At 69.2% G+C, this 21,334-nt stretch carries 16 protein-coding genes; 6 read left to right on the top strand and 10 right to left on the bottom strand.

Going from position 1 to position 21,334, the window contains the following annotated elements; all coding sequences use genetic code 11:
* Positions 1-29: 29 nt before the first annotated feature.
* Positions 30-3,548, top strand: coding sequence for a chromosome segregation protein SMC (gene smc / locus QFZ29_RS09860; protein ID WP_306893949.1), 3,519 nt, complete (start codon positions 30-32; stop codon positions 3,546-3,548).
* A 36-nt stretch (positions 3,549-3,584) separates the two neighbouring features.
* Here the strand turns inward: smc and QFZ29_RS09855 are convergent, their stop codons facing one another.
* Genes QFZ29_RS09855 through QFZ29_RS09845 form a run of 3 tightly spaced genes read right to left on the bottom strand, consistent with a single transcriptional unit; the run spans position 3,585 to position 6,215 of the window.
* Positions 3,585-4,934 carry an alpha-amylase family glycosyl hydrolase gene (locus QFZ29_RS09855; protein ID WP_306893948.1) on the bottom strand — a complete coding sequence of 450 codons (1,350 nt, stop codon included), beginning with the start codon at positions 4,932-4,934 and terminating at the stop codon, positions 3,585-3,587.
* Positions 4,864-5,250 carry an alpha-amylase family glycosyl hydrolase gene (locus QFZ29_RS09850; protein ID WP_306893947.1) on the bottom strand — a complete coding sequence of 129 codons (387 nt, stop codon included), beginning with the start codon at positions 5,248-5,250 and terminating at the stop codon, positions 4,864-4,866. Before QFZ29_RS09850 ends, QFZ29_RS09855 begins: the two co-directional genes overlap by 71 nt.
* Entirely contained in the window at positions 5,247-6,215 is a 969-nt protein-coding gene (locus tag QFZ29_RS09845; RefSeq protein WP_306893946.1) for a TIGR03885 family FMN-dependent LLM class oxidoreductase, read from the bottom strand. Before QFZ29_RS09845 ends, QFZ29_RS09850 begins: the two co-directional genes overlap by 4 nt.
* A 109-nt stretch (positions 6,216-6,324) precedes the next feature.
* Here QFZ29_RS09845 and ftsY point away from each other — a divergent pair, with 109 nt between their 5' ends.
* Both ftsY and QFZ29_RS09835 read left to right on the top strand, forming a co-directional pair.
* Entirely contained in the window at positions 6,325-7,200 is an 876-nt protein-coding gene (gene ftsY / locus QFZ29_RS09840) for a signal recognition particle-docking protein FtsY (RefSeq protein ID WP_306893945.1), read from the top strand.
* Between the two features lie 15 nt (positions 7,201-7,215).
* Complete coding sequence (locus tag QFZ29_RS09835; protein ID WP_306893944.1) at positions 7,216-7,698, top strand: DUF2004 domain-containing protein; 483 nt, start codon at positions 7,216-7,218, stop codon at positions 7,696-7,698.
* 2 nt (positions 7,699-7,700) lie between these two features.
* Here QFZ29_RS09835 and QFZ29_RS09830 read toward each other — a convergent pair whose 3' ends face one another.
* From QFZ29_RS09830 to QFZ29_RS09815, 4 genes are all read right to left on the bottom strand, one after another.
* On the bottom strand, positions 7,701-9,134 hold the full coding sequence (locus QFZ29_RS09830; RefSeq protein WP_306893943.1) for a xylulokinase: 1,434 nt from the start codon (positions 9,132-9,134) through the stop codon (positions 7,701-7,703).
* A 1-nt stretch (position 9,135) separates the two neighbouring features.
* Positions 9,136-10,329 carry a xylose isomerase gene (gene xylA, locus QFZ29_RS09825; protein ID WP_306893942.1) on the bottom strand — a complete coding sequence of 398 codons (1,194 nt, stop codon included), beginning with the start codon at positions 10,327-10,329 and terminating at the stop codon, positions 9,136-9,138.
* Between the two features lie 116 nt (positions 10,330-10,445).
* Complete coding sequence (locus QFZ29_RS09820) at positions 10,446-13,019, bottom strand: glycoside hydrolase family 3 C-terminal domain-containing protein (RefSeq protein WP_306893941.1); 2,574 nt, start codon at positions 13,017-13,019, stop codon at positions 10,446-10,448.
* Positions 13,016-15,082, bottom strand: a complete 2,067-nt coding sequence (locus QFZ29_RS09815) for a beta-galactosidase (protein ID WP_306893940.1) — start codon at positions 15,080-15,082, stop codon at positions 13,016-13,018. Before QFZ29_RS09815 ends, QFZ29_RS09820 begins: the two co-directional genes overlap by 4 nt.
* Positions 15,083-15,154: 72 nt before the next feature.
* Between QFZ29_RS09815 and QFZ29_RS09810 the strand changes: the two genes are divergently transcribed.
* Genes QFZ29_RS09810 through QFZ29_RS09800 form a run of 3 tightly spaced genes read left to right on the top strand, consistent with a single transcriptional unit; the run spans position 15,155 to position 17,057 of the window.
* Positions 15,155-15,457, top strand: coding sequence for a glycoside hydrolase N-terminal domain-containing protein (locus QFZ29_RS09810; RefSeq protein WP_373426267.1), 303 nt, complete (start codon positions 15,155-15,157; stop codon positions 15,455-15,457).
* The gene (locus QFZ29_RS09805) at positions 15,451-16,455 is read left to right on the top strand and encodes a LacI family DNA-binding transcriptional regulator (protein WP_306893938.1); all 1,005 of its coding nucleotides are present in this window, start codon (positions 15,451-15,453) and stop codon (positions 16,453-16,455) included. Before QFZ29_RS09810 ends, QFZ29_RS09805 begins: the two co-directional genes overlap by 7 nt.
* The gene (locus tag QFZ29_RS09800) at positions 16,452-17,057 is read left to right on the top strand and encodes a YesL family protein (RefSeq protein WP_306893937.1); all 606 of its coding nucleotides are present in this window, start codon (positions 16,452-16,454) and stop codon (positions 17,055-17,057) included. The genes QFZ29_RS09805 and QFZ29_RS09800 overlap by 4 nt, the downstream gene beginning before the upstream one ends.
* Positions 17,058-17,195: 138 nt before the next feature.
* Here QFZ29_RS09800 and QFZ29_RS09795 read toward each other — a convergent pair whose 3' ends face one another.
* The 3 genes from QFZ29_RS09795 to QFZ29_RS09785 all read right to left on the bottom strand — a co-directional run bounded on the left by QFZ29_RS09795 (position 17,196) and on the right by QFZ29_RS09785 (position 21,297).
* A complete protein-coding gene (locus QFZ29_RS09795) occupies positions 17,196-18,944 on the bottom strand; it encodes an extracellular solute-binding protein (protein WP_306893936.1) in 1,749 nt (582 codons plus the stop codon).
* A 31-nt stretch (positions 18,945-18,975) separates the two neighbouring features.
* Positions 18,976-19,203 (bottom strand): hypothetical protein, encoded by a 228-nt coding sequence (locus QFZ29_RS09790; protein WP_306893935.1) that lies wholly within the window; start codon positions 19,201-19,203, stop codon positions 18,976-18,978.
* Positions 19,204-19,545: 342 nt separating this feature from the next.
* Positions 19,546-21,297 carry an ABC transporter substrate-binding protein gene (locus tag QFZ29_RS09785; RefSeq protein ID WP_306893934.1) on the bottom strand — a complete coding sequence of 584 codons (1,752 nt, stop codon included), beginning with the start codon at positions 21,295-21,297 and terminating at the stop codon, positions 19,546-19,548.
* Between the last annotated feature and the right edge of the window lie 37 nt (positions 21,298-21,334).

Raw genomic sequence — 21,334 nt, 5'->3', positions numbered from 1 at the left:
AGCGCGCTCGCGAGTCGGAAGGGTGGGACGTGTACCTCAAGAGCCTGACGCTGAAGGGATTCAAGTCCTTCGCGCAGCCGACGACCTTCGCCTTCGAACCCGGCGTGACCTGCATCGTCGGCCCCAACGGCTCCGGAAAGTCCAACGTCGTCGACGCGCTCGCCTGGGTCATGGGGGAGCAGGGGGCCAAGACCCTCCGCGGCGGCAAGATGGAAGACGTCATTTTCGCGGGCACCTCCACTCGCGGTCCGCTCGGCCGCGCCGAGGTGAGCCTCACGATCGACAATGGTGACGGTGCGCTCCCGATCGAGTACAGCGAGGTCACCATCTCGCGCACGTTGTTCCGCAACGGCGCAAGCGAATACGCCATCAACGGCGAGACCTGCCGGCTCCTCGACGTGCAGGAGCTCCTGAGCGACTCGGGCCTCGGGCGCGAGATGCACGTCATCGTCGGGCAGGGACAGCTCGACGCCGTGCTGCACGCCACCCCCGAAGACCGCCGCGGCTTCATCGAAGAGGCCGCCGGCATCCTGAAGCACCGGCGCCGCAAGGAGAAGACCCTCCGCAAGCTCGACGCGATGCAGGCGAACCTCACGCGGCTCTCCGATCTCGCCGGCGAGATCCGGCGCCAGTTGAAGCCGCTCGGACGCCAGGCCGAGGTCGCCCGCGAGGCCGCGACGATCGCCGCCGTCGTGCGCGATGCACGCGCCAGGCTCCTCGCCGACGAAGTGGTCGGCCTCCGCCGCGCGCTCGAGGAGCACGTCAAGAGCGAGCATGAGCGGCACAGCGAGCGCCTCGTGCTGCAAGACGAGCTCGAGCAGCACGAAGCGCGCGTCGCTCGGCTCGAGCAGGCGCAGGGCGGCGACGCCGTCGATGCAGCCCGGTCGACGACGCACGCACTCGAGTCGGCGCAGGAGCGGCTCCGCGCGCTCGACTCCCTCGCTCGGCAGCGCATCGCCCTCCTCGGGGGAGCGAGCGAGCCATCGGATGCCGCGCCGAGCGTCACCCGCTCGATGATCGACGACGCCGGGGCCGAACTCGACACGATCCGCGCCGGCGTCGGCTCGGCGGCATCCGCCCTCGACGTCGCCGTCTCCCAGACTCGCGAAGCCCGTGAGGCGCTCGACCTCGTCGACGAGCGGATCGCGGCGCAGAGCGCTCGCGTCACCGCATACGACCTCGAGGTCTCGAAGCTCGCCGGACAGGCCGACACCGCCGCCTCGAAGCTCGCCGCCGCTCGCGGCGAGGTGCTCCGGCACACGAACGCGATGGACGCGTCTGCCGCCCGCGGCCTGGCCGCCGCCGAGGAGCTCGCACGGATCGAGGCCGAAGCCGACGCCGGCGAGATCGGCGAGACCGATCTCGACGAGGCCTACGAGCTCGCGCAAGCGGCCGTGTTCGAGGGCGAGGGCGAGATCGAACGGCTCCGTGAGGAGTTGCACGTGCGCGAACGCGAACGCGATGCGCTCGCGGCACGCACCGCGGCGCTCTCGCTCGCACTCGACCAGAAAGACGGTTCGGCCGCGCTCGTGGCAGCCGGCGTCGGCGGCGTGCGCGGGCTCCTCGCCGAAGCGCTGCACGTCGAGCCGGGCTTCGAGCCGGCGATCGCGGCCGCGCTCGGCTCGCTCGCCGATGCCGTGCTCGTCGACGACCGTGCCGCTGCCTACCGGGCGCTCTCGCACGCCGAAGAGGGCGCGATGGGCCGGGTCGCGCTCGCCTTCGCCGACCCTGGCGTCGCCCCGGCGGCAGCGCCGGCGATCGAGGGGCTCATCGCGGCATCCGAGGTCGTCAGCGCTCCCGCCGGAGTGCTCGGCCTGCTCGCCGAGGTGCTCATCGCCGACGACCTCACCGCCGCTCGCGCCGCCGAGGAGCGGGTCGCGGCGCTCGACCGGCCCGCCACGGTCATCACGAAGGACGGCACGGTCGTGGGCCGCTTCATCCTCCGCGGTGGAACCGGCCAGCAGCAGAGCCGCATCGAGCTCTTCGCCGAGCGCGACCGCGCGAGCGCGCGGCTCGAGGAGGTGCGCAGCGAGATCGAGCGCTCGCGCTACGACCTCACCGAGCAACGCGCGATCGTCGAGCGGTCGAAGGAGCAGTCCAAGCAGGCGCTCGCTGCGCTTCGCGAGTTCGACGCGCAGCTCGCGCAGCGCACCGAGCGGCTGAATCGTGCTCGAGTCCAGGTCGAGGCGGCGACCGCTGAGACCGAACGCCTCGAGCAGGCGGCGCAGAAGGCGCAGGAGCGCGTCGCCGATGCAGAGCTCGCGGCGACCGAGGCGAAAGCGGCACTCGATGCCGCCCGCGCCGTGCCGCGCCCGGTGCTCGATGCCTCCGAGCGCGACGGCGCACTCGCGACGCTCGAACGCGCCCGCGAGGGCGAGGTCGAGGCTCGGCTCCGGCTCGAGACGGCGAAGGAGCGCGTACGCGCTGAAGAGGCCCGCGTTCGCGCGATGGAGCGCCAGTTCGAGGCCGAGCAGCAGGCCGCCGCGGATGCCGCGCGCCGCGCCGTCATCCGTCGCGCCCAGCTCGAGGCGGCCGCTCGCGTCGCCGAATCGCTGCCGGCCGCCCTCGCCTCCGTCGATGGCTCGGTCGCCGAGGCGCGCGTCGCGCTCGGGCGCGCAGAGGCCGAGCGAGCGAGCCGCAACGAGGAGCTCCAGGGACTTCGTCGCCAGGAGGCCGCGGTGCGCGAGCGCCTGCACGCCGTCACCGAAGACGTGCACGGCCTCGAGTTGCGCATCTACGAGAAGAAGCTGCATGTCTCCGGACTCGTCGAGCGTGCCGAGTCGGAGCTCGGGCTCACCGAAGCGGTGCTCGTCGCCGAGTACGGGCCCGACGAGGAGATCCCCGCCGAGACCGAAGACGGCGAGTCCCGACCGTTCCGCCGCGAGGAGCAGCAGCGCCGGCTGCAGGTCGCAGAGCGCAAGCTCGCGCAGCTCGGCCGGGTGAATCCGCTCGCGCTCGAGGAGTTCGCCGCGCTCGAGCAGCGCCACGTGTTCCTCACCGAGCAGCTCACCGACCTCGCGAACACGCGGAAAGACCTGCTCACGATCATCGACGAGATCGACGGCAAGATGGAGTCGATCTTCCGCGGCGCCTTCGAGGACACCCGCGAGGCGTTCGCCCGGGTGTTCCCGGTGCTCTTCCCCGGCGGCACGGGCAGCATCTCGCTGACCGATCCCGAGAACATGCTCACGACGGGGATCGAGGTGTCGGTGAAGCCCGCCGGCAAGAAGATCGAGCGCCTCTCGCTCCTGTCGGGCGGCGAGCGCTCGCTTGCGGCGGTCGCGTTGCTCATCGCGATCTTCAAGGCTCGGCCGAGCCCGTTCTACATCCTCGACGAGGTCGAGGCGGCTCTCGACGACGCGAACCTCGGCCGCCTGCTCACGACCCTCGAAGACCTGCGCGAGTCGAGCCAGCTCATCGTCATCACGCACCAGAAGCGCACGATGGAGATCGCCGACTCACTCTACGGCGTCTCGATGCGTCAAGACGGAGTCTCGGCGGTCGTCGGGCAGCGCGTGCGCGAGGACCGCGAGGCGCGCGCGAGCTGACGGCCTCGAGGCACGCGGATGCCGCCGCCGATCGGTTCACGTCAGCCGGCGGTCTGACGAGTCGACGATGCGGAACCAGCGGTAGCCGTATGCCCCGAGCTCGACCTCGGTGCGCCCATTCTCGTGGATCGGCACGACGGTCACGGCGAAGAGATCCGAGAGTCGGGCTTGCTCGGCGACCGCTCCCAGCGTGAGCTGCACCGTCACCGCACGGGGCGCGAAGTTGTGGAGCGCGACGAAGCTTCCCAGCTCCGTGGTCAGTCGGTGCGCCAGTACCGCCCGCTCGGCGTGCTCCAGGATCTCGAGGGTTCCCCAGCCGATCTCGGGTGAACTGCGGTACCGGTGCGCGAACGACCTGATCAGGGCGAGGAGCGAGTCGGTGTCGTGCATCTGCGCCTCGACATTCACGTGTTCCGGTGCGTAGCCGTCGTTCGGCGGTTGTGCCACGAGCTTGCTCTTGGGAGCCCGGGAGAAGCCGCCGTTCGCTTCGTCCGACCACTGCATGGGCGTGCGCACCGTCAGTCTGCCGCCCCGTTCCCGGTTCTCGCCCATGCCGATCTCCTCGCCGTAGAACAGCACCGGCGTGCCCGGCAGCGAGAACATGAGGCTGTACATCATCGCGACGCGTCGCGGATCACCGTCGAGCATCGGCGGAAGCCGGCGGGCGATCCCGCGCCCGTAGACGCGCATCCACTCCTCGGGAGCGAGTGCGTCGAACACCTCCTGCCGCTCCTCTTCGCTCAGCTGATCGAGGGTGAGTTCGTCGTGATTGCGCACGAAGTTCGCCCACTGCGCCTCGATCCGCACCTCCGGCCGCGATGCGAGCATCTCGGCGAGCGGCGTGGCGTCCTCACGCACGAGCGACAGGTAGGCGCGCTGCATCGCGGGGAAGTCGAACTGCATCGTGAGCTCGGCCGGGGCATCGACGTGACCGAAGAACTCGACCTGCCCCTCGTAGGGCAGGTTCACCTCGCCGAGGAGGATGGCCTCGCTCGAGCGGCGCTGCAGGAAGCGACGGAGGTCCCGCAGGAACTCGTGGGGATCACCGACCTCGCTGCCGTCGGGCGGCTGGATGAGGAAGGGCACCGCGTCGACCCGGAACCCGGCCACGCCGAGCTCCAGCCACAATCCCATCGTCTGGGCGATCTCGTCGCGCACCTCGGGGTTGGCGACGTTGAGGTCGGGTTGGTGCCGGTAGAAGCTGTGCAGATAGTACTGATCGGTGCGCTCGTCGTACTCCCAGACGCTGTCCTCCTCGCCGGGGAACACCACCTGCTGCTGCTTCCTGGGCGGCCGGTCGCGCCACACGTAGAAGTCACGGTACGGCGAATTGCGGCTCCGACGCGCCGAGCGGAACCAGGGATGCTGGTCCGAGGTGTGGTTCATGACGAAGTCGATGATGACGCGCATGCCCCGGTCGCGGGCGGGTACGGATGAACTCGACGAAGTCGCCGAGCGAGCCGAGTCGCGGGTCGATCGTCTGGAAGTCCGTGATGTCATAGCCGTCGTCGAGATTCGGCGAGGGCTGGAACGGCATCAGCCACAGGCACGTCACCCCGAGATCGGCCAGATGGTCGAGTCGATGCTCGAGACCCTCGAAGTCACCGGAGCCGTCGTCGTTCCAGTCCATGAACGTCTCGACATCGAGGCAGTAGACGACGGCCGTCTTCCACCAGAGGTCGCCGCGTGCAGTGACCTTCATGGGGTCGCCTCCTTGAGGCCTGGCAGCACGCGTTCGCCGAACGCGTGGATGAACGCGTCCTGCTCGGTGCCGACGTGATGGAGGAAGATGCGATCGAATCCGAGCTCGACGAGTTCGAGCAGTCGCGCGAGGTGCCAGCCCGGATCCGCCGACACCTGCACGGTCTCGGCGACCTCGTCGGGCGTGGCATCCGCCGTTCGCTCATCGAATGCCTCGGGGGTGTCGAGTTCCCAGGCGAGCGGCGCAGGCACCAGCCCGCTTCGCCACTGGTCATGGGCGATGGCGCGCGCCTCGTCGTCGGTCGGCGCCCAGCTGAGGTGCACCTGAACCGCGGTCGGCCCTCTTCCGCCGGCGTCCCGATAGGCCTCGATGACGGCGCGGAGGGCCTCCCGAGGCTGGTCGACGGTGATGAGACCGTCGGCCCAGTCCGCGCCGTCTGCTGCAGTCTCGGGGCTGACCGCGGCGATGAGGAGCGGGGGCGGCACCTCCGGCAGGCTCCAGATGCGTGCCCGATCGAGCTGCACGAGCCCATCGGCGGTCACTTCCTCGCCCGCGAGGAGCCTGCGTATCGCATTCACCGACTCGAGGAGCCTCTCGTCGCGCTCCTCCTTCGGGGGGAACGGATCGCCCGTGACGTGCTCATTCAGCGCCTCGCCACTCCCGAGCGCCGCCCAGAACCGTCCGGGGAACATCGACTCGAGGGTCGCTGCGGCCTGCGCCGTGAGCGTCGGGTGGTACCGCTGCCCCGGCGCGGTTACGACGCCGATCGGCAGCCGCGTCGCCTGCAGGGCGGCGCCGAGCCAGCTCCAGGCGAAGCCGGACTCGCCCTGCCGCACGCTCCACGGCGCGAGGTGATCCGAGCACATGGCCGCGTCGAACCCCGCCTCCTCGGCGAGCTGCACGGCCCGGAGCAATCGGGCCGGCGCGAGTTGTTCGTGCGAGGCGTGGAATCCCACGATCGTCATCCGCAGTCCTTTCGTCGAGTTCGAGGCTCTCGTGGAGGGTCGAGGGCGACAACCCCTTGCGTCATGGCGCACGACCGGTGTAGCCGCCGCCGCGCCCTAGGCTGGACGTATGGCAGAACGCGCATCCTGGTCGCTCGGATCCGCCCTTCGCGGGGTCTTCGGGGCCAAGACGATCGACGACGAGACGTGGGACGACCTCGAGGCTGCGCTCATCCGGGCCGATTTCGGTCCCGCCGTCACCGAGGAGATCGTCGAGTCGATCAGGGCACAGGTCGAGCGGTTCAAGACCACCGACCCTCGCGATGTGCAACGGATGCTGCGCGAGCTCATCGAGGAGCGTCTCTCGAAGTACGACCCCACGCTGAAGCTCACCGAGCGCCCCGCCGTGGTGCTCGTCGTCGGTGTCAACGGCGTCGGGAAGACGACGACGATCGGCAAGTTCGCGAAGTTCCTGCGCAACTACGACCGCAGCGTCGTGGTCGGTGCGGCCGACACGTTCCGCGCCGCGGCGGTCGACCAGCTCGCGACGTGGGCCGAGCGCGCCGGGGCCCAGGTGGTGCGGCCCGAGCGCGAGGGCCAGGACCCGGCATCCGTCGCCTTCCAGACCGTGGAGCAGGCCAAGCGCGACGGCACCGAGATCGTGATCATCGACACCGCAGGCCGCTTGCAGACCAAGGGCGGGCTCATGGACGAGCTCGGCAAGATCAAGCGCGTCATCGAGAAGCAGGCGCCGATCTCCGAGGTGCTGCTCGTGCTCGACGCCACGACGGGCCAGAACGGACTCGCGCAGGCCGAGGCGTTCATCCTGCACGCGGGCGTTACGGGGCTCGTGCTCACGAAGCTCGACGGATCGGCGAAGGGCGGCTTCGTGATCGCCGTGCAGGAGAAGACCGGGCTCCCGATCAAGCTCATCGGCCAGGGCGAGGGCATCGGCGATCTCACGGGATTCACCCCCCACGTCTTCGCGCAGAAGCTCGTCGGCTGACAGGAGAGGAACGACATGGCGATCGAACACGACTACTTCGGACTCATCGGCGACTACTGGTCGGAGCGCAAGGAGTACGGCGACCAAGACGTCGAGGTCGTGCTCGACGCCGACGACGACACGGTCTCGACGGCGTCGCTCGACGCCGCAGCCGGCATGGTCGGCGAGCTCGAGCTCATCGACGACGAACTGCGCTCGTCATTCGTGAACCAGATCGACTCGGGCGGCAGCGCGGTGATGCGCTTCCTCGAGGCGATCCTGAACGGCGAAGAGGCGGATGCCGCCCACTCGGCGGTCAACCGCGACTCGGGCGATCACGACATCGACGTGCTTCGCTCGCTGAGCCTCGTGCGCGTCGACCTGCGGCCCGACGCCGACGGCCCCGGCGAGGTCTTCGCCGAGTTCGAGTACGGGCTCGCCCCCGAAGACACCGAGGCCAGGCTCGTCGCGTCGATCGACATCGGCCGCGAGATCGTCGACGTGCGCTTCGACGCCTGAGCTCAGGCCCGCGAGCCGGCGCGCGCCGCGAGTGCGTCTGCGGCGTCGCGGTAGCGTTCCCGCAGCGCGCCATCTGGGCGCGCGGGCACCGATGTCGCGATTTCGGCCGACCACGCGGGGAGTGCCCCGCTGAGCGCCCAGGCGGCTTGGCGTGCGGCGCCGTCGGCGACGTACTCGGATGGCTCGGGCACGTCGACGGTGACGTCGAAGACACGGCCCGCGATCTCGCGGACCGCGGGATTCGCGGCAGCGCCGCCGATGAGGAGCACGCGCTCGACCACGACACCCGCGCGACGGATGCCGTCGAGCCCGTCGGCGAGTGCGCAGAGCATGCCCTCGACCGCCGCTCGTGCGAGGTTCTCGCGGGTCGTGGAGGCGAGCGACATGCCGCTGAGCTGGGCGCGGGCGTTCGGCACGTCGGGGGAGCGCTCGCCCTCGAACCACGGCACGAGCACGAGCCCGTCGGCGCCCGATTCGGCGGCGAGCGCGAGGGTCGCGAGCTCGTCGGCGTCGACGCCGAGGAGGGACGCGATCGAGCCGAGCACGCGCGCCGCGTTCAGGGTCGCCACCAGGGGGAGGAAGGCGCCGCTCGCGTCGGCGAACCCGGCGACGGCGCCCGTCGGATCGTGCACCGGTCGCCCGGTGACCGCGAAGACCGTGCCGCTCGTGCCGATCGACACGACGGCGTCGCCCTGGCCAGCGCCGAGCCCGAGCGCAGCGGCGGCGTTGTCGCCGGCGCCGGCCGCGACGAGCGCTCCGGCCGGCGTGCGTCCGGCCGCTTCGGCGGGACCGAGCACTCGAGGAGTGCGGGGCGTGCGGCCGAGCGCGAGGTCGAGGAGCTCGGCGTCCACCTCGCCGGTCTCGGGGTTCCAGTAGGCAGTGCCCGACGCGTCGGACCGGTCGGTCGTGAGTGCGTCGAGGTCGGGGCCGAGTGGGGCATCCGGGGCATCCGAGGGGCCGTAACCCCGAAGCCGCCACGTGATCCAATCGTGGGGGAGGGCGACTGCTGCGACGCGCTCGGCGTTCTCGGGTTCGCGGTCGCGGAGCCAGCGCAGCTTCGTCGCGGTGAACGAGGCGACCGGCACGAGACCCGTGCGCCGCGCGTACTCGGCGGCGCCGAGCTCCTCGGTGAGGGCCGCGGCGGCATCGGCGCTGCGCGTGTCGTTCCAGAGGAGCGCGGGGCGGATGACCCGGCCCGATGCGTCGAGCGCGACCATGCCGTGCTGCTGCCCGGCGATCGAGACCGCGGCGACGTCGGCGAGCCCGCCCGCGTCGTCGATCGCGGCCTGGAGCGCGACCCACCAGTGCTCGGGATCAACCTCGGTGCCGTCGGGGTGCGGCGCCCGACCGGTGCGAACGAGCGCACCGGTCGTGGCGTCGCGCACGACGACCTTGCACGACTGCGTCGATGAGTCGACGCCGGCGACGAGCGGCACGCTAGCGCCTCGCGCCCAGCAGGTGCTCGGTCGCGAGCTGCTGCAACCGCACGAAGCCGAAGCCGTGACCGCCGAGGTACGCCGCCGTATCGAAGTCCTCGAATGCGCTGCGGTCGGCGAGCAGGTCGTCGTAGGACTCGCCCTCGTTGAGCGTCGGCTGGCCGAGCTCGAAGACCTTCGCGGCCTCGAGCGCCTCCTGCACCTCGGGGTCGGCGCGGAAGGCCGCGGCGCGCTCCTTCAGCAGCAGGTAGGTGTGCATGTTCGCGGCGGCCGAGTCCCAGACGCCGGCCTCGTCTTCGGTGCGGCTCGGCTTGTAGTCGAAGTGGCGGGGACCGGTGTAGGTCTGGCCGCCGTCGGGGCCGCCGAACTCGAGCAGGTCAACGAGCGCGAAGGCGTTGTGCAGGTCGCCGTGTCCGAACACGAGGTCCTGGTCGTACTTGATGCCGCGCTGGCCGTTGAGGTCGATGTGGAAGAGCTTGTCGTGGTAGAGCGCCTGCGCGATGCCGGCGGCGAAGTTGAGGCCCGCCATCTGCTCGTGACCGACCTCGGGGTTGAGCCCCACGAGCTCGGGTCGCTCGAGCGAGTCGATGAACGCGAGCGCGTGGCCCACCGTCGGCAGCAGGATGTCGCCGCGCGGCTCGTTGGGCTTCGGCTCGATCGCGAAGCGGAGGTCGTAGCCCTTGTCGGTGACGTAGTCGCCGAGCAGGTTCACGGCCTCGCGATAGCGCTCGAGCGCCTGGCGGATGTCTTTCGCCGCGTCGTACTCGGCGCCCTCGCGGCCGCCCCACATGACGAAGGTCTTCGCGCCGAGCTCGGCGGCGAGATCGATGTTGCGGAGCACCTTGCGCAAGGCGAAACGGCGCACGGCGCGGTCGTTCGACGTGAACCCGCCGTCCTTGAAGACGGGTGCGCTGAAGAGGTTCGTCGTGACCATCGGCACGATGACGCCGGTGTCGGCGAGGGCCTGCTTCAGCCGGTCGATCTGGGTCTGTCGCGCGGCATCCGTCGAACCGAAGGCGAACAGGTCGTCGTCGTGGAAGGTGAGGCCGTAGGCGCCGAGCTCGGAGAGCTTCTCGACGACGTGCACGACGTCGAGCGCCTCGCGCGTGGGGCCGCCGAACGGGTCGGTGCCGTTGTAGCCGACGGTCCAGAGGCCGAATGAGAATTTGTCGTCGCGGGTGGGCGCGGTGGCCATGGAGATCCGCCTTTCAGCGTCTTCGGTGATTTGTTGGCAAGATCAACATAACCTTGCTCGAGGGGTGGATGCAAGCCGACGGTGGCAAGCCCTGGCCCTGCGCGCGGATCGCGTCGTCAGCGCGGAGGGACCACGTACAGGACCTCCGACACCGCCAGGTCGTCGCACGAGGGACCCGCGGCGATCCGGTACGCACCCGGCTGCACCCGCAGGGCCCCGGCGTGCACCCAGTCGTCGGGCGCGCCGGCGATGCGCATCTCGTCGTCCCACACGGCGAGCCGCTCGACCGCGAACCCGAGCTCGACCACGCGCACCTCGCCGGGCTCCAGGCGCACGCGCTCGAAGGCCACGAGCAGGCGGCGCGGAGCAGCCAGGGGCAGTGCCGGGTCGGGCAGCGCGTAGAGCTGCACGAGTTCCTCGGCCACCCGGTCGCCGAGATTGCGCACGGTGACGAGTGCGCGAACGTCGCGATCGCCCGGCGCGGCGGCGAGGGCGGGATGCCGGTGCGTCGGCGCCGGCGGCGTCGTTTCTGCGTCGACGAGCTCGACGCGTTCGTAGGCGACGCTCGAGTAGGTCAGCCCGTGCCCGAACGCGAAGGCCGCCCGGCCGGGCCGGTGCCGATACGTTGCCTGCTGGCGGAGCGTGTCGTAGTCGAACAGGTCGCCGGCCTGCGCCGGGTTGGCGGGCCACGACTGCGTGAGGCGTCCCTCGGGCTCCCGGTCGCCCGACAGCACGTCGACGAGCCCGTGCCCGAGCTCCTGACCGCCGTGGCTGCTCCACACGATCGTCGCCGCGTCATCGGCGTCGCCGAGCACGTATGGATAGCTCGACACGATCACGAGCACCGCCTGCTCTGAGGACCCGCTGGCGGCCCGCCACACGTCGACCGCCGCGTCGGGCAGCATGAGATGCGGGCGGTCCTCCGTCTCACGGCCGGAGAGGTGCGGATCGTTGCCGACGGCGACGATCACAACGTCGGCCGCGGCCGCGGCATCCGCCACCGCGTCGAGTCCGCTCCGCACGGTGCGCACGTCGAATCGCTCCGCTTCGGCGAGGGTCACCGCTTCGGCGACGAGCAAGCCGGCATCGCGCACCACCCGCACCCAGCGGCCGGAACCGCGGTGCAGCAGCGACCACGTGCCGTCTTCGTGCACGTGGCGGAGGAAGCTCTCCTGCACGACCCAGCCGCCGACCCGGGAGGCGTCGGCCCGCATCGGCCAGGACCCGCCCGTGAGCAGGCCACCGCTCGCATGCGAGCGCAGCGTCAGGATGCCGTCGCCCCAGTCGACGACGTCGAACAGCGATGCCGCCGACTCGCCGTCGCCCGCCGCCTCGACGACGGCGCCGGCTTCGTCGGCGACGACGTACCGGCCGTTCGAGGCGGCGCGCAGTGCGACCGTGTCGGCACCGGAGACGACCTCGACGGCAGCGTCGGGGAAGCGCTCCGCGAGCGCGGAGGCCAGTCCGACGGAGTACGGCGGCGTGCCCGAGTACCAGTCGGTGAACACGGCGTCGGCCATGGGCCCGACCACCGCGATCGACGCGGGCGGGCGCAGTGGCAGCGTACGCCGGTCATTGCGCAGCACGACCACCGAGCGACCGACGGCCTCCCGGGCCAGCTCGCGGGCCGCCGGGAGACCGATCGCGTCGGGCCCCATCGCCGCATACGGGTCGTCGTCGGCATCGAACTCGCCCGTGCGCACCCGCAGTTCGAGCAGCCGCAGCACGGCCCGGTCGACGTCGTCCTCGTCGAGCAGGCCGGCCTCGAGCGCAGCGGTCACGTTGTTGATGGTGGGCACGGCGTTCGCGCCGTCGTCGGTGAACGAGTCGACGCCCGACCGCACCAATGCCGCGGCGCCGTGCACGTGATCGGGTTGCGCGCGCTGGATGTTGACGAGGAACGACGGCGCACCGGCATCCGAGACGACCGCCAGCGATTCGTCCGACCAGCTGCGCGCCTCAGCCACCAACTCCGGCTGCGTATGCGCTGGTGTGCCGTTCACGCGGTTGTAGGCGAGCATCATGCCGCCGGCCACGCCCGCCTCGATGGGTTCGCGGAACGCCGGCAACTCCTCTTCGTGCAGCGTGCGCAGCGACATCTCCGACGAGGTGGCCGAGCGGTCGGTCTCGTTGTTGTAGGCGAGGAAGTGCTTGAGTGCCGGCACCGTGCGCCAGACCCGCTCGTGGTCGCCACGCATGCCACGGCAGTACCCGGTCGCCAGGTGGGCCGTCAGGTGCGGGTCCTCGGCGTATCCCTCCTCGTTGCGTCCCCAGGCGGGATGACGCAGGGTGTTCACGACGGGCGCCCACGCGTTGAGGCTGACCAACGGGTCGGCGGCCTTCTTCGCGCGGACCTCGGTGGAGACGACCTCGCCGACCCGACGGAGGAGGTCGGCATCCCACGAGGCGGCCAGGCCCACCGGCTGGGGGAACACCGTCGCCGTGCCGAGCCACGCCACACCGTGCAGCGCCTCGCAGCCGGTATGGAACTCGGCGATCCCGAGCCGCTCGATCGCGGGCGCAACCTGGTGCAGCATCGCAATCCGCTCCTCGCGGGTCAGGCGGCCGAGCAGGTCGCCGGCGCGCTCGGCGACCGGCCTGCTCGGGTCGCGGAACGCATCGCCCGTCATCACGCCGCGGGCAGGGGCGTCATGCCCGGTCTCGTCAACGTATTCATCCGTGAAGTTCACGCCGTTCGCCTTTCGCTCAGTACTCTCGCGTCTTCGGGTGCCACGACGACGGTGGCTCCGGTGCGCTCATCGGTCAGGAGGTCGACCGCGCCAGCCGGCACGGCGACCGAGACGGGTTCGTCCCCGTGGTTCAGCAGGAACAGGAGCGAGCCGCGACGCACCGCCTGGAGGCCTGGCGGGAGGAACTCGTCGCGCGTATCGGCCGGCGAGTCGTGTGCGTCGGCAGACGACTGCAGGGCGCCGCGCACCCCGGCGTGTGCGAGCACCTCGTGCAGCACCGCCGACAGCAGGTCGTCGGACGGCACAGCACCGACGTACCAGGCGACGCCGTTCCCGACCGCGTTCCGGGTGACCGCGGGACGGCCGGCGAGGAGGCCGGTCGCGAACGTCGCGCGGACCTCGGCGCCGTCGGCGCGCAGCTTCTCCGCGATGATCGAAGCCGCGAGCTCGCCGTCGGGAGTCCAGCCCGCCGCGGCGCGAATCGGCGTCGTGCCGGGCAGCGGGCACCATTCCTCGCCGCTCACGCCGACGAGCTCGCGCAGCAGCACGGGTGATCTGCCCTGCAGGATGTGACCCCGTGCGTCGGCGACGCCGCTGAACGGGCCGATCGCCAGCTGAGCGCCGGCGGCGACGGCCTCGTGCAGTGCCCTGGCGGCGGCCGGCTCGATCACGTAGCTGTGCGGCACGAGGATCGCGCGGTAGGCCGAGAGGTCGGCACCCGGCGCGACGATGTCCGCGGAGATGCCGCGTCGCCACAATTCGCGATACCAGCGCCTGAGTTGCTCGAGGGTGGAGAGCCGATCGGTGGGCCGGCCCTGTGTCTGCCCGGCCCACCAGCTCGTCCAGTCGAAGAGCAGTGCGACGTCGGCGGATACCGCGGTGCCGACCACCTCGCGCAGCGCGTGCAGCTCGGCGCCCTGCCGGCAGATCCCGGCGAAGACCTCGGTATCGGCGCCGGCGTGGGGCAGCATCCCGGAGTGGAAGCGTTCCGACCCCGCGCGGGACTGGCGCCACTGGAAGTAGCAGATGCCGTCGGCGCCGCGCGCGACGGCCTGCAGCGAGTCGAGCCGGGCGCGCGCGGGCGACTTCGGCACGTTGTGCGGCCGCCACGACATGGTGGCGGCCTGCTCCATGAGCATCCAGGGGCGACCGCCGCCGAGGGAACGCATCAGATCTTGCACGAGGGCGTAGTCGGCGGGTGAGTCCGGGTCGGTGGGGTCGGGGTACTGGTCGTCGGCGATGACGTCGACCTCGCCGGCCCATGACCGGTAGTCGACGTGCTCGAACAGCCCCATGAAGTTCGTCGTGATCGGATGCCTCGCGCCGGCGTCCCTGATCGCGTCGCGGAGTTCGACGTAGCAGCGCAGCAGCTGGTCGGAGGTGTACCGACGGAAGTCGACGGACTGCGTCGGATTGACGAGGTACGGCATGCGCCGCGGAGGCATGATCTCCTCGAAGTCGTCGTATCGCTGCGACCAGAAGGTCGTCGCCCAGGCCTCGTTGAGCTGCTCGACGGTGCCGTAGCGAGCGCGCAGCCAGCTGCGGAACTCGCGGGCGGCCTCGTCGCCGTAGTCGAGTTGTCCGAATTCGTTGCCGACGTGCCACATGTGCACGGCCGGATGATCGGCGTACCTCGCAGCGAGGTCGCGCGTGATCGCGAGCGCGTGCTCGCGATAGACCCTCGAGGCGGGGGAGAACTGGTTGCGCGAACCGGCGACGAGGCGCACGCCGTCGGGGTCGACGGGCAGGGTCTCGGGATACCGCACCCCGAGCCAGGGCGGCGGCGACGCGGTGGGCGTGGCGAGGTCGACGGCGATGCCGGCGGAGTGCAGCAGGTCGAGCACCTCATCGAGCCAGGCGAAGTCGCGCACGCCGGGGGACGGCTCGATGCGCGCCCAGCTGAAGACGCCGACCGTGACCAGGTTGACGCCGGCCTGCTGCATCAGCTCGACGTCTTCCCGCCAGACCGACGGCTCCCACTGCTCGGGGTTGTAGTCGCCGCCGAACAGGATGCCGCGTTCGGCCGTCAAGGTCCCGAACACGCCGGTGGCAGGTGTCTCCATCGACATTTTCTCTCTCATCGTTGCGATTGTCGAAGCGCTTCAACAACGAGACCATATACTAGCCACGTGCCGATGTCCACGATGCTTCGCGAAGGCCTTCACGTGCTGCGTTCCGATTGCACGGCCGCGCGGTCGACCGACGCCTTCCCGGTGGGCAACGGCGTGCGCGGGGCATCCTGTCAGGGCCGCACCGGCGCCGAGCGGCTGTGGCTGAACGTCGACATCGACTGGGAGCGCGGCGAGGTCGCGAACCTGCGGCTTCGCAGCGACCGGCACACCACAATAGAGATGAGCGGGCCGGTGATCGGCATCCGATCCGTCGTCCTCACCGCAGGACCGCCCGCTCACAGAGAACCGAGGGGGAACCGATGGTGACCATCGCAGACGTCGCACAGGCCGCCGGGGTCTCCATCTCGACCGTCTCATACGTGATGAGCGGCAAGAGAACGATCTCGCAGGACACGAAGGAACGCGTCGAGCGCGCGATCGACGCACTCGAGTACCGACCGCACGCGAGCGCCCGGTCTCTCGCGTCGCGATCCACGAACGTGATCGGCCTGCAGGCACCGCTGCGCTCCGGAGTCGACGTGCACGTCGTCATGGAGATCGTCGCCGGCATCGTGCGCGAGGCACGGGTGCACCACTACGACATCCTGCTGCTGACCAGCGACGACGCCGAGGGCCTGCACCGGGCGACCGGCGCCTCGATGGTCGATGCGCTGCTGCTGATGGATGTCGAGTCCGACGATCCCCGCATCGCCACGCTGCGTGAACTCGCCGCCCCGAGCGTGCTGGTCGGCCTGCCCCGTGGTGCTGAGGAGCTGACCTGCGTCGACTTCGACTTCGAGGCCGCCGGCCGCATGGCGGCCGAGCGGCTGATCGCGCTGGGCCACCTCCGGGTGGCCCTGCTCGGCTCGCCGCGCGAGGTGATCGACCGGCACACCTCCTACGCCGAACGACTCTCCCGCGGGTTCCTCGCCGCGTGCGCGGAGCACGACGTCCCGGCGACGGTGCATCAGTGCCCGACCACGCACGAGTCGGTCCGGGTGCTGAACGCCGTGCTCGCCGAGCATCCCGATGTGACGGGACTGTTCATCCACAACGAGGGTGCACTGGCCCACGTCGCGGCGCGCGCCGCGACGATCGACGGTCTGGAGGCGATCGCCCTCTGCCCGGCCGACATCGCGCGCACCGTGCCCACCCTGGTCGACAGCATCGACCTGCCGGCCGAGGGGCTCGGAATCGCCGCCACGCAGGCGATCATCGCGCTGCTCGCCGGTGAGAGCACGCCGAAGGTGCGCCTGCTGCCAGCGGTTCTCGCCTCGTCGCGCGGCGCGATCGCGCCCGAGCGGGCGGAGGTCACCGGCCGATGAGGATCGACCCGAACAGCCGCTCGGTGCAGGGGCTGTCGACGTTCATCGAGTTCGTCGCATTGAATCTGATGTACCTCGTCTCGTGCGTTCCGATCGTCACGATCGGCGCCGCGACGAGCGCGCTGTTCGAGGTCGCCATCCGCTATTCCGACGACGAGACCGGCCGGCCTGTGGCCGACTTCTTCCCCGCGTTCATGCGCAACTTCCGCCGCGGTGCGCTCACCGCCCTCGCGCTGCTGGTACCGATCGCGCTGCTGGCGTTCAGCGCCGTGTTCTGGATGTCCACGCCCACGGCGCTGGGCACCGCCGCCGGCGTGATCGCCGCACTCGCCGCCGTCTTCCTCTTCGCCGCGTTCCTCTACGCCATGGCACTTGTGGCGACCTTCGACGACGGCATCCGCCGCACCCTGAAGAACGCCATGCTGCTCGCCGCCGCAGAACCCGTGCGCACGTTCGGCCTGGTGATGATCCCGGTGGCGCTCGTGTGCATCAGCGTGCTCTTCCCGCCGTTCCTGGTGATCATGGGAACCATAGGCTTCTCGGTCGGCGCGTACGCCGCCGCTTTCCTCTTCCGCAGCGCCTTCGCACGGCACCGTCCGTAGCTTCCACGAGATCCCGTGGCCCGACGTCTTGGGCCGCAGGCATCTCGTCGGAGCCTGCAACACCATCGACATCCACCGAACACGAAGAAGACCCCCGGACGGCATGTCCGGGGGTCTTCTGCCTTTACGTGCGCGGGATCAGCCGAATTCCTTGGCCACCTTCTCGCGCTCCTCGTTGCGCTCCTTGGCGCGCTCGAGGTCGACCTCGAGGACCTTGTCGTACCCCAGGCCCTTCGCCTCTTCCTGCATGTCGGCCTTCAGCTGGTCGAACTCGGCGTCGGTGCTGGCGAACACCATCTTCCAGGAGTACTGAACGACGATCGGTTCGACCTGCTTGCGCAGGGTCTGGATCTCCGAGGAGTCCGTCGGCGTGGTGTAGCTGGCACCGGTCGCGACGAGCAGCTGGTCGTTGTCCCTCAGGTAGTCCATCGTGGTCGGCGCGCCGCCCATCTTGGCCTTCCAGTCCGCCGAGAGCGGCGTCTCCACGAGCGCCTGATACGTCGGCCAGGTCCTGTAGCTGAAGGGCAGGCCGGTCTCCTTGTCGATGTCGGCCGGGAGAACCGCCGACACGTTCATCTGAGACCCCCCGTCGACGAAGCTGCCACCGCCCCACTCGGCGGGAACCTCGGCATCGCCCCCGATGAAGATCTTCCTGCCGAGCTCGGTCAGCGCGGGCTGGCCGGAGTCGTCCAGCTCCCAGGTGAGACCCTTCGGACCTGCGGCTGCCATGACCTTGCCGTCGTTGGCGTGGCGCCCCTCCGGCGAGTACAGCCAGTCGATGAACGCGGCGATGCGCTCGGGGTCCTTCGCCTTCGAGCCGATCGCGAAGGTCTGCGCTCCGCCGTATACCTCGGCACCGAAAGTCAGCACGTTCATGTCCTTGAGCGGGACGATCTCGAAGCCCTTTCCGGCCTGGGTGTTGGCGTCGTTGTTGTACGCGGACTGTCCGAGCCACGGCCACCAGGAGAACAGCACCTGCCCGTTCTGCACCTTCGAGAACATGGTGTCGTAGTTCTGCGTCGTCGACTCGGGGTCGATGAGGCCGAGCTTGTTGGCCTCGTGATAGAACTTCAGCGCGCGCAGGTACTCGCTGTCGTCGTCGAGGAGCGCGTGGTAATCCGAACCATCCGCCTTGGCCACAGCGAAGCCCATGTCCTCATAGCCGTAGAACGCCGCCGGCTGCTTCGCCGTGACGATCCCGTTGCTGTCCCAGTCCTTGAACAGCGAGAGGGCATAGACCTTGGCGCCGTTCGGAGCCGTGGGCTCGAGGTCCTGCATCTGCTTCAGCACCGGAAGGATATCCTCGAGCGTGTTCAACTCCGGATAGCCGAGCTGCTTGTACAGATCCCAGCGAAGATACGGCCCGAACGACGGGTCGACCCCCCCATCGGGTTCGGTGGGCTTGATCGACGACATCATCGTCGGGAAGGCGAAGATGCCGTCCTTGCCCTCGTTGAGATGCGTGACCGCGGTGTCGAACTTCTCGACGTTGGTCATCGCCGGGTAGAACGGCGTGCTGTCCAGCACCAGGCCGCCCTGGACGAGCTCGTCGAGCTTCATCCCCTTGTCGATGACGATGAGGTCGCCGAGGTTGCCGGCCGAGACACGCGTGTTGTACAGGGTGTCGCCACCGCCGGCGATGTTCGGGGCGATGAAGTTCAGCTTCATGTTGAACTTCTTCTTCACGAGTTCGCCGAACCATCCCTCTTGGATGCCCATGTAGTTCGCGACCCCGTCGAAGACATCGATCGTGATCTCCTCGTCCCACTTGTCGGGGAACTCGGAAATGGCGGCGCGTTCCTCTGGGGCGCCGCCGATGCACGAGGTCAGCAGGCCGACCATCGCCAGAGCGGACGCAATCGCGACCGCTTTCTTTGGGAGCTTCATTGCTTTCCTTTCAGATTGTGCCCGGAGGCAGTCAGCCCTTGACCGCGCCGAGCATGATGCCCTTCACGAAGAAGCGCTTGGAACAGGGGATAGATGAGATGATCGGCCGCAGGTGTGCTCCGAGTGTCCGACTTCGATCGCTCATGAAGATCAAGGTGTCCTGGAAGGGATTCCACTGGGCGACTGCGGAGAAGATGACCCCAGCATCCCCGGGACATACGAAGAACGGCTGCACGATGAACGGCAGAACGTACACCACCGGGGGGAGTCCGGGTATTCAAGCGCCCGCTCATGTCACTCCTTTGTGATGATTGTGCGGTTCGAATTTGTTCGATGTTGCAACAATCGAATCGCTTCGACAATATCCAGTCCGAGCCGGATTCGTCAAAGCTTTGTCGATAACGCCTCGATAACGTTGGAGCGCTCTCACGCAGCCAGCCGGCAGGCTGCCTCGGCTCCCGGCGACGCAGGCTCTGCGGCCTCATCCGCCATCCAGGGCCGCAGAAGATCCCGTCGGCCCCTGAGCAACACCGAACACACCCGCCTCGCACGCAGAACACCCCCGGACGCAAGTCCGGGGGTGTTCTGCTTCACGCGGAGATCAGCCGAGTTTCTCGGCCACCTTCTCGCGCGCCTCGTTCTGCGCCTTGGCGGACTCCATGTCGAACTCGAGAACCTTGTCGTAGCCCAGGCCCTCGGCCTCCTCCTGCAGCTGGCCCTTCAGCTGGTCGAATTCCGCTTCGCTGGCGGCGAAGGACATCTTCCATGAGTACTGGACAATCACGGCCTTGACCTGGTTGCGCAGCGTCTCGATCTCCGATGGGTCGGTCGGCGGCGTGTAGCTGGCACCGGGCGCAACGAGCAGCTGATCGTTGTCCTTCAGGTAGTCCATCGTGGTCGGCGCGTCGCCCATCTTGGCCTTCCAGTCCTCCGAGAGCGGCGTCTTCACCAGTTCCTGGTACGTCGGCCACGTCTTGTAGTTGAACGGCAGTCCAGTCTCCTTGTCGACGTCGGCCGGAAGGACAGCCGACACGTTGAGCGTCGATCCGCCGTCGATGTAGCTGCCGCCACCCCACTCGGCCGGAACCTCGGCCTCACCGCCGATGAAGGCCTGCTGGCCGAGCTCGGTGAGCGCCGGCTGGCCGGAGTCGTCGAGATCCCAGGTGAGACCCTGCGGACCCGCGGCCCCCATGGTCTGGCTGTTGTTGGCGTAAGTGCCTTCCGGCGAGTACAGCCAGTCGATGAACGCGGCGATGCGCTCGGGATCCTTCGCCTTCGAGCCGATCGTGATGACCGGCTCTGCGCCGTACGCCTCGGCTCCGTACGCGAACACCTTCATGTCCTTGAGCGGGGCGATCTGGAAGCCCTTGCCGGCCTGGGTGTTGGCGTCGGTGTTGTATGCGGCCTGGCCGAGCCACGGCCACCAGGAGAACAGCACCTGCCCGTTCTGGACCTTGGACCACATGGTGTCGTAGTTCTGCGTCGTCGACTCGGGGTCGACCAGCCCGAGCTGGTTGGCCTCGTAGTAGAACTTCAGCGTGCGCAGGTACTCGCCGTCGTCGTCGAGGATGCTCTGGTAGTCCGAGCCGTCCGCCTTCGCCAGCACGAAGCCGCGCTCGTCGTAGCCGTAGAACGTGGTCGGCTGCTTCGCCGTGACCATCATGTTGCCGTCCCAGTCCTTGAACAGGGAGATGGCGTAGACCCTGGCGCCGTTGGGAGCGGTGGGCTCGAGGTCCTGCATGTCCTTCAGCACGGGAAGGAGGTCCTCGAGGGTGTTCAGCTCCGGATAGCCGAGCTGCTTGTAGAGGTCCCAGCGAAGATACGGCCCGAAGGTCGGGTCGATCCCCTCCGAGGGCTCGGTCGGCTTGATCGACGACACCGACGTCGGGAAGGCGTACACGCCGTCTTTGCCATCGTTGAGATGCGTGACCGCGGTGTCGAACTTCTCGACGTTCTTCATCGCAGGGTAGAACGGCGCGCTGTCCAGCACCAGGCCGCCTTCGACGAGCTCGTTGAGCTTCTTCCCCTTGGCGGTGACGATGAGGTCACCGAGGTTGCCGGCTGAGACGCGGGTGTTGTAGAGGGTGTCGCCGCCGCCGGCGACGTTCGGGGCGATGATGTTCAGCTTCATGTTGAACTTCTTCTTCACGAGGTCGCCGAACCAGCCCTCCTGAATGCCCATGTAGTTCGCGAGTTCGTCGAAGACGTCGACCGTGATCTCCTCGTCCCACTTGTCGGGGAACTCGGAGATGGTGGCTTGTTCGGCCTCCGGGGCGCCGCCGATGCACGAGGTCAGCAGGCCGACCATCGCCAGAGCGGACGCTACAGCGACCGCCTTCTTAGGGAGCTTCATTGCTTTCCTTTCAGATTGTGAGATTGTGCCCGACGGC

It is taken from the genome of Agromyces albus, assembly GCF_030815405.1.
GTDB lineage: Bacteria > Actinomycetota > Actinomycetes > Actinomycetales > Microbacteriaceae > Agromyces > Agromyces albus_A.
Note: the sequence above shows the minus strand (reverse complement) of the source record. Positions and strands in the feature narration are given on the sequence as shown.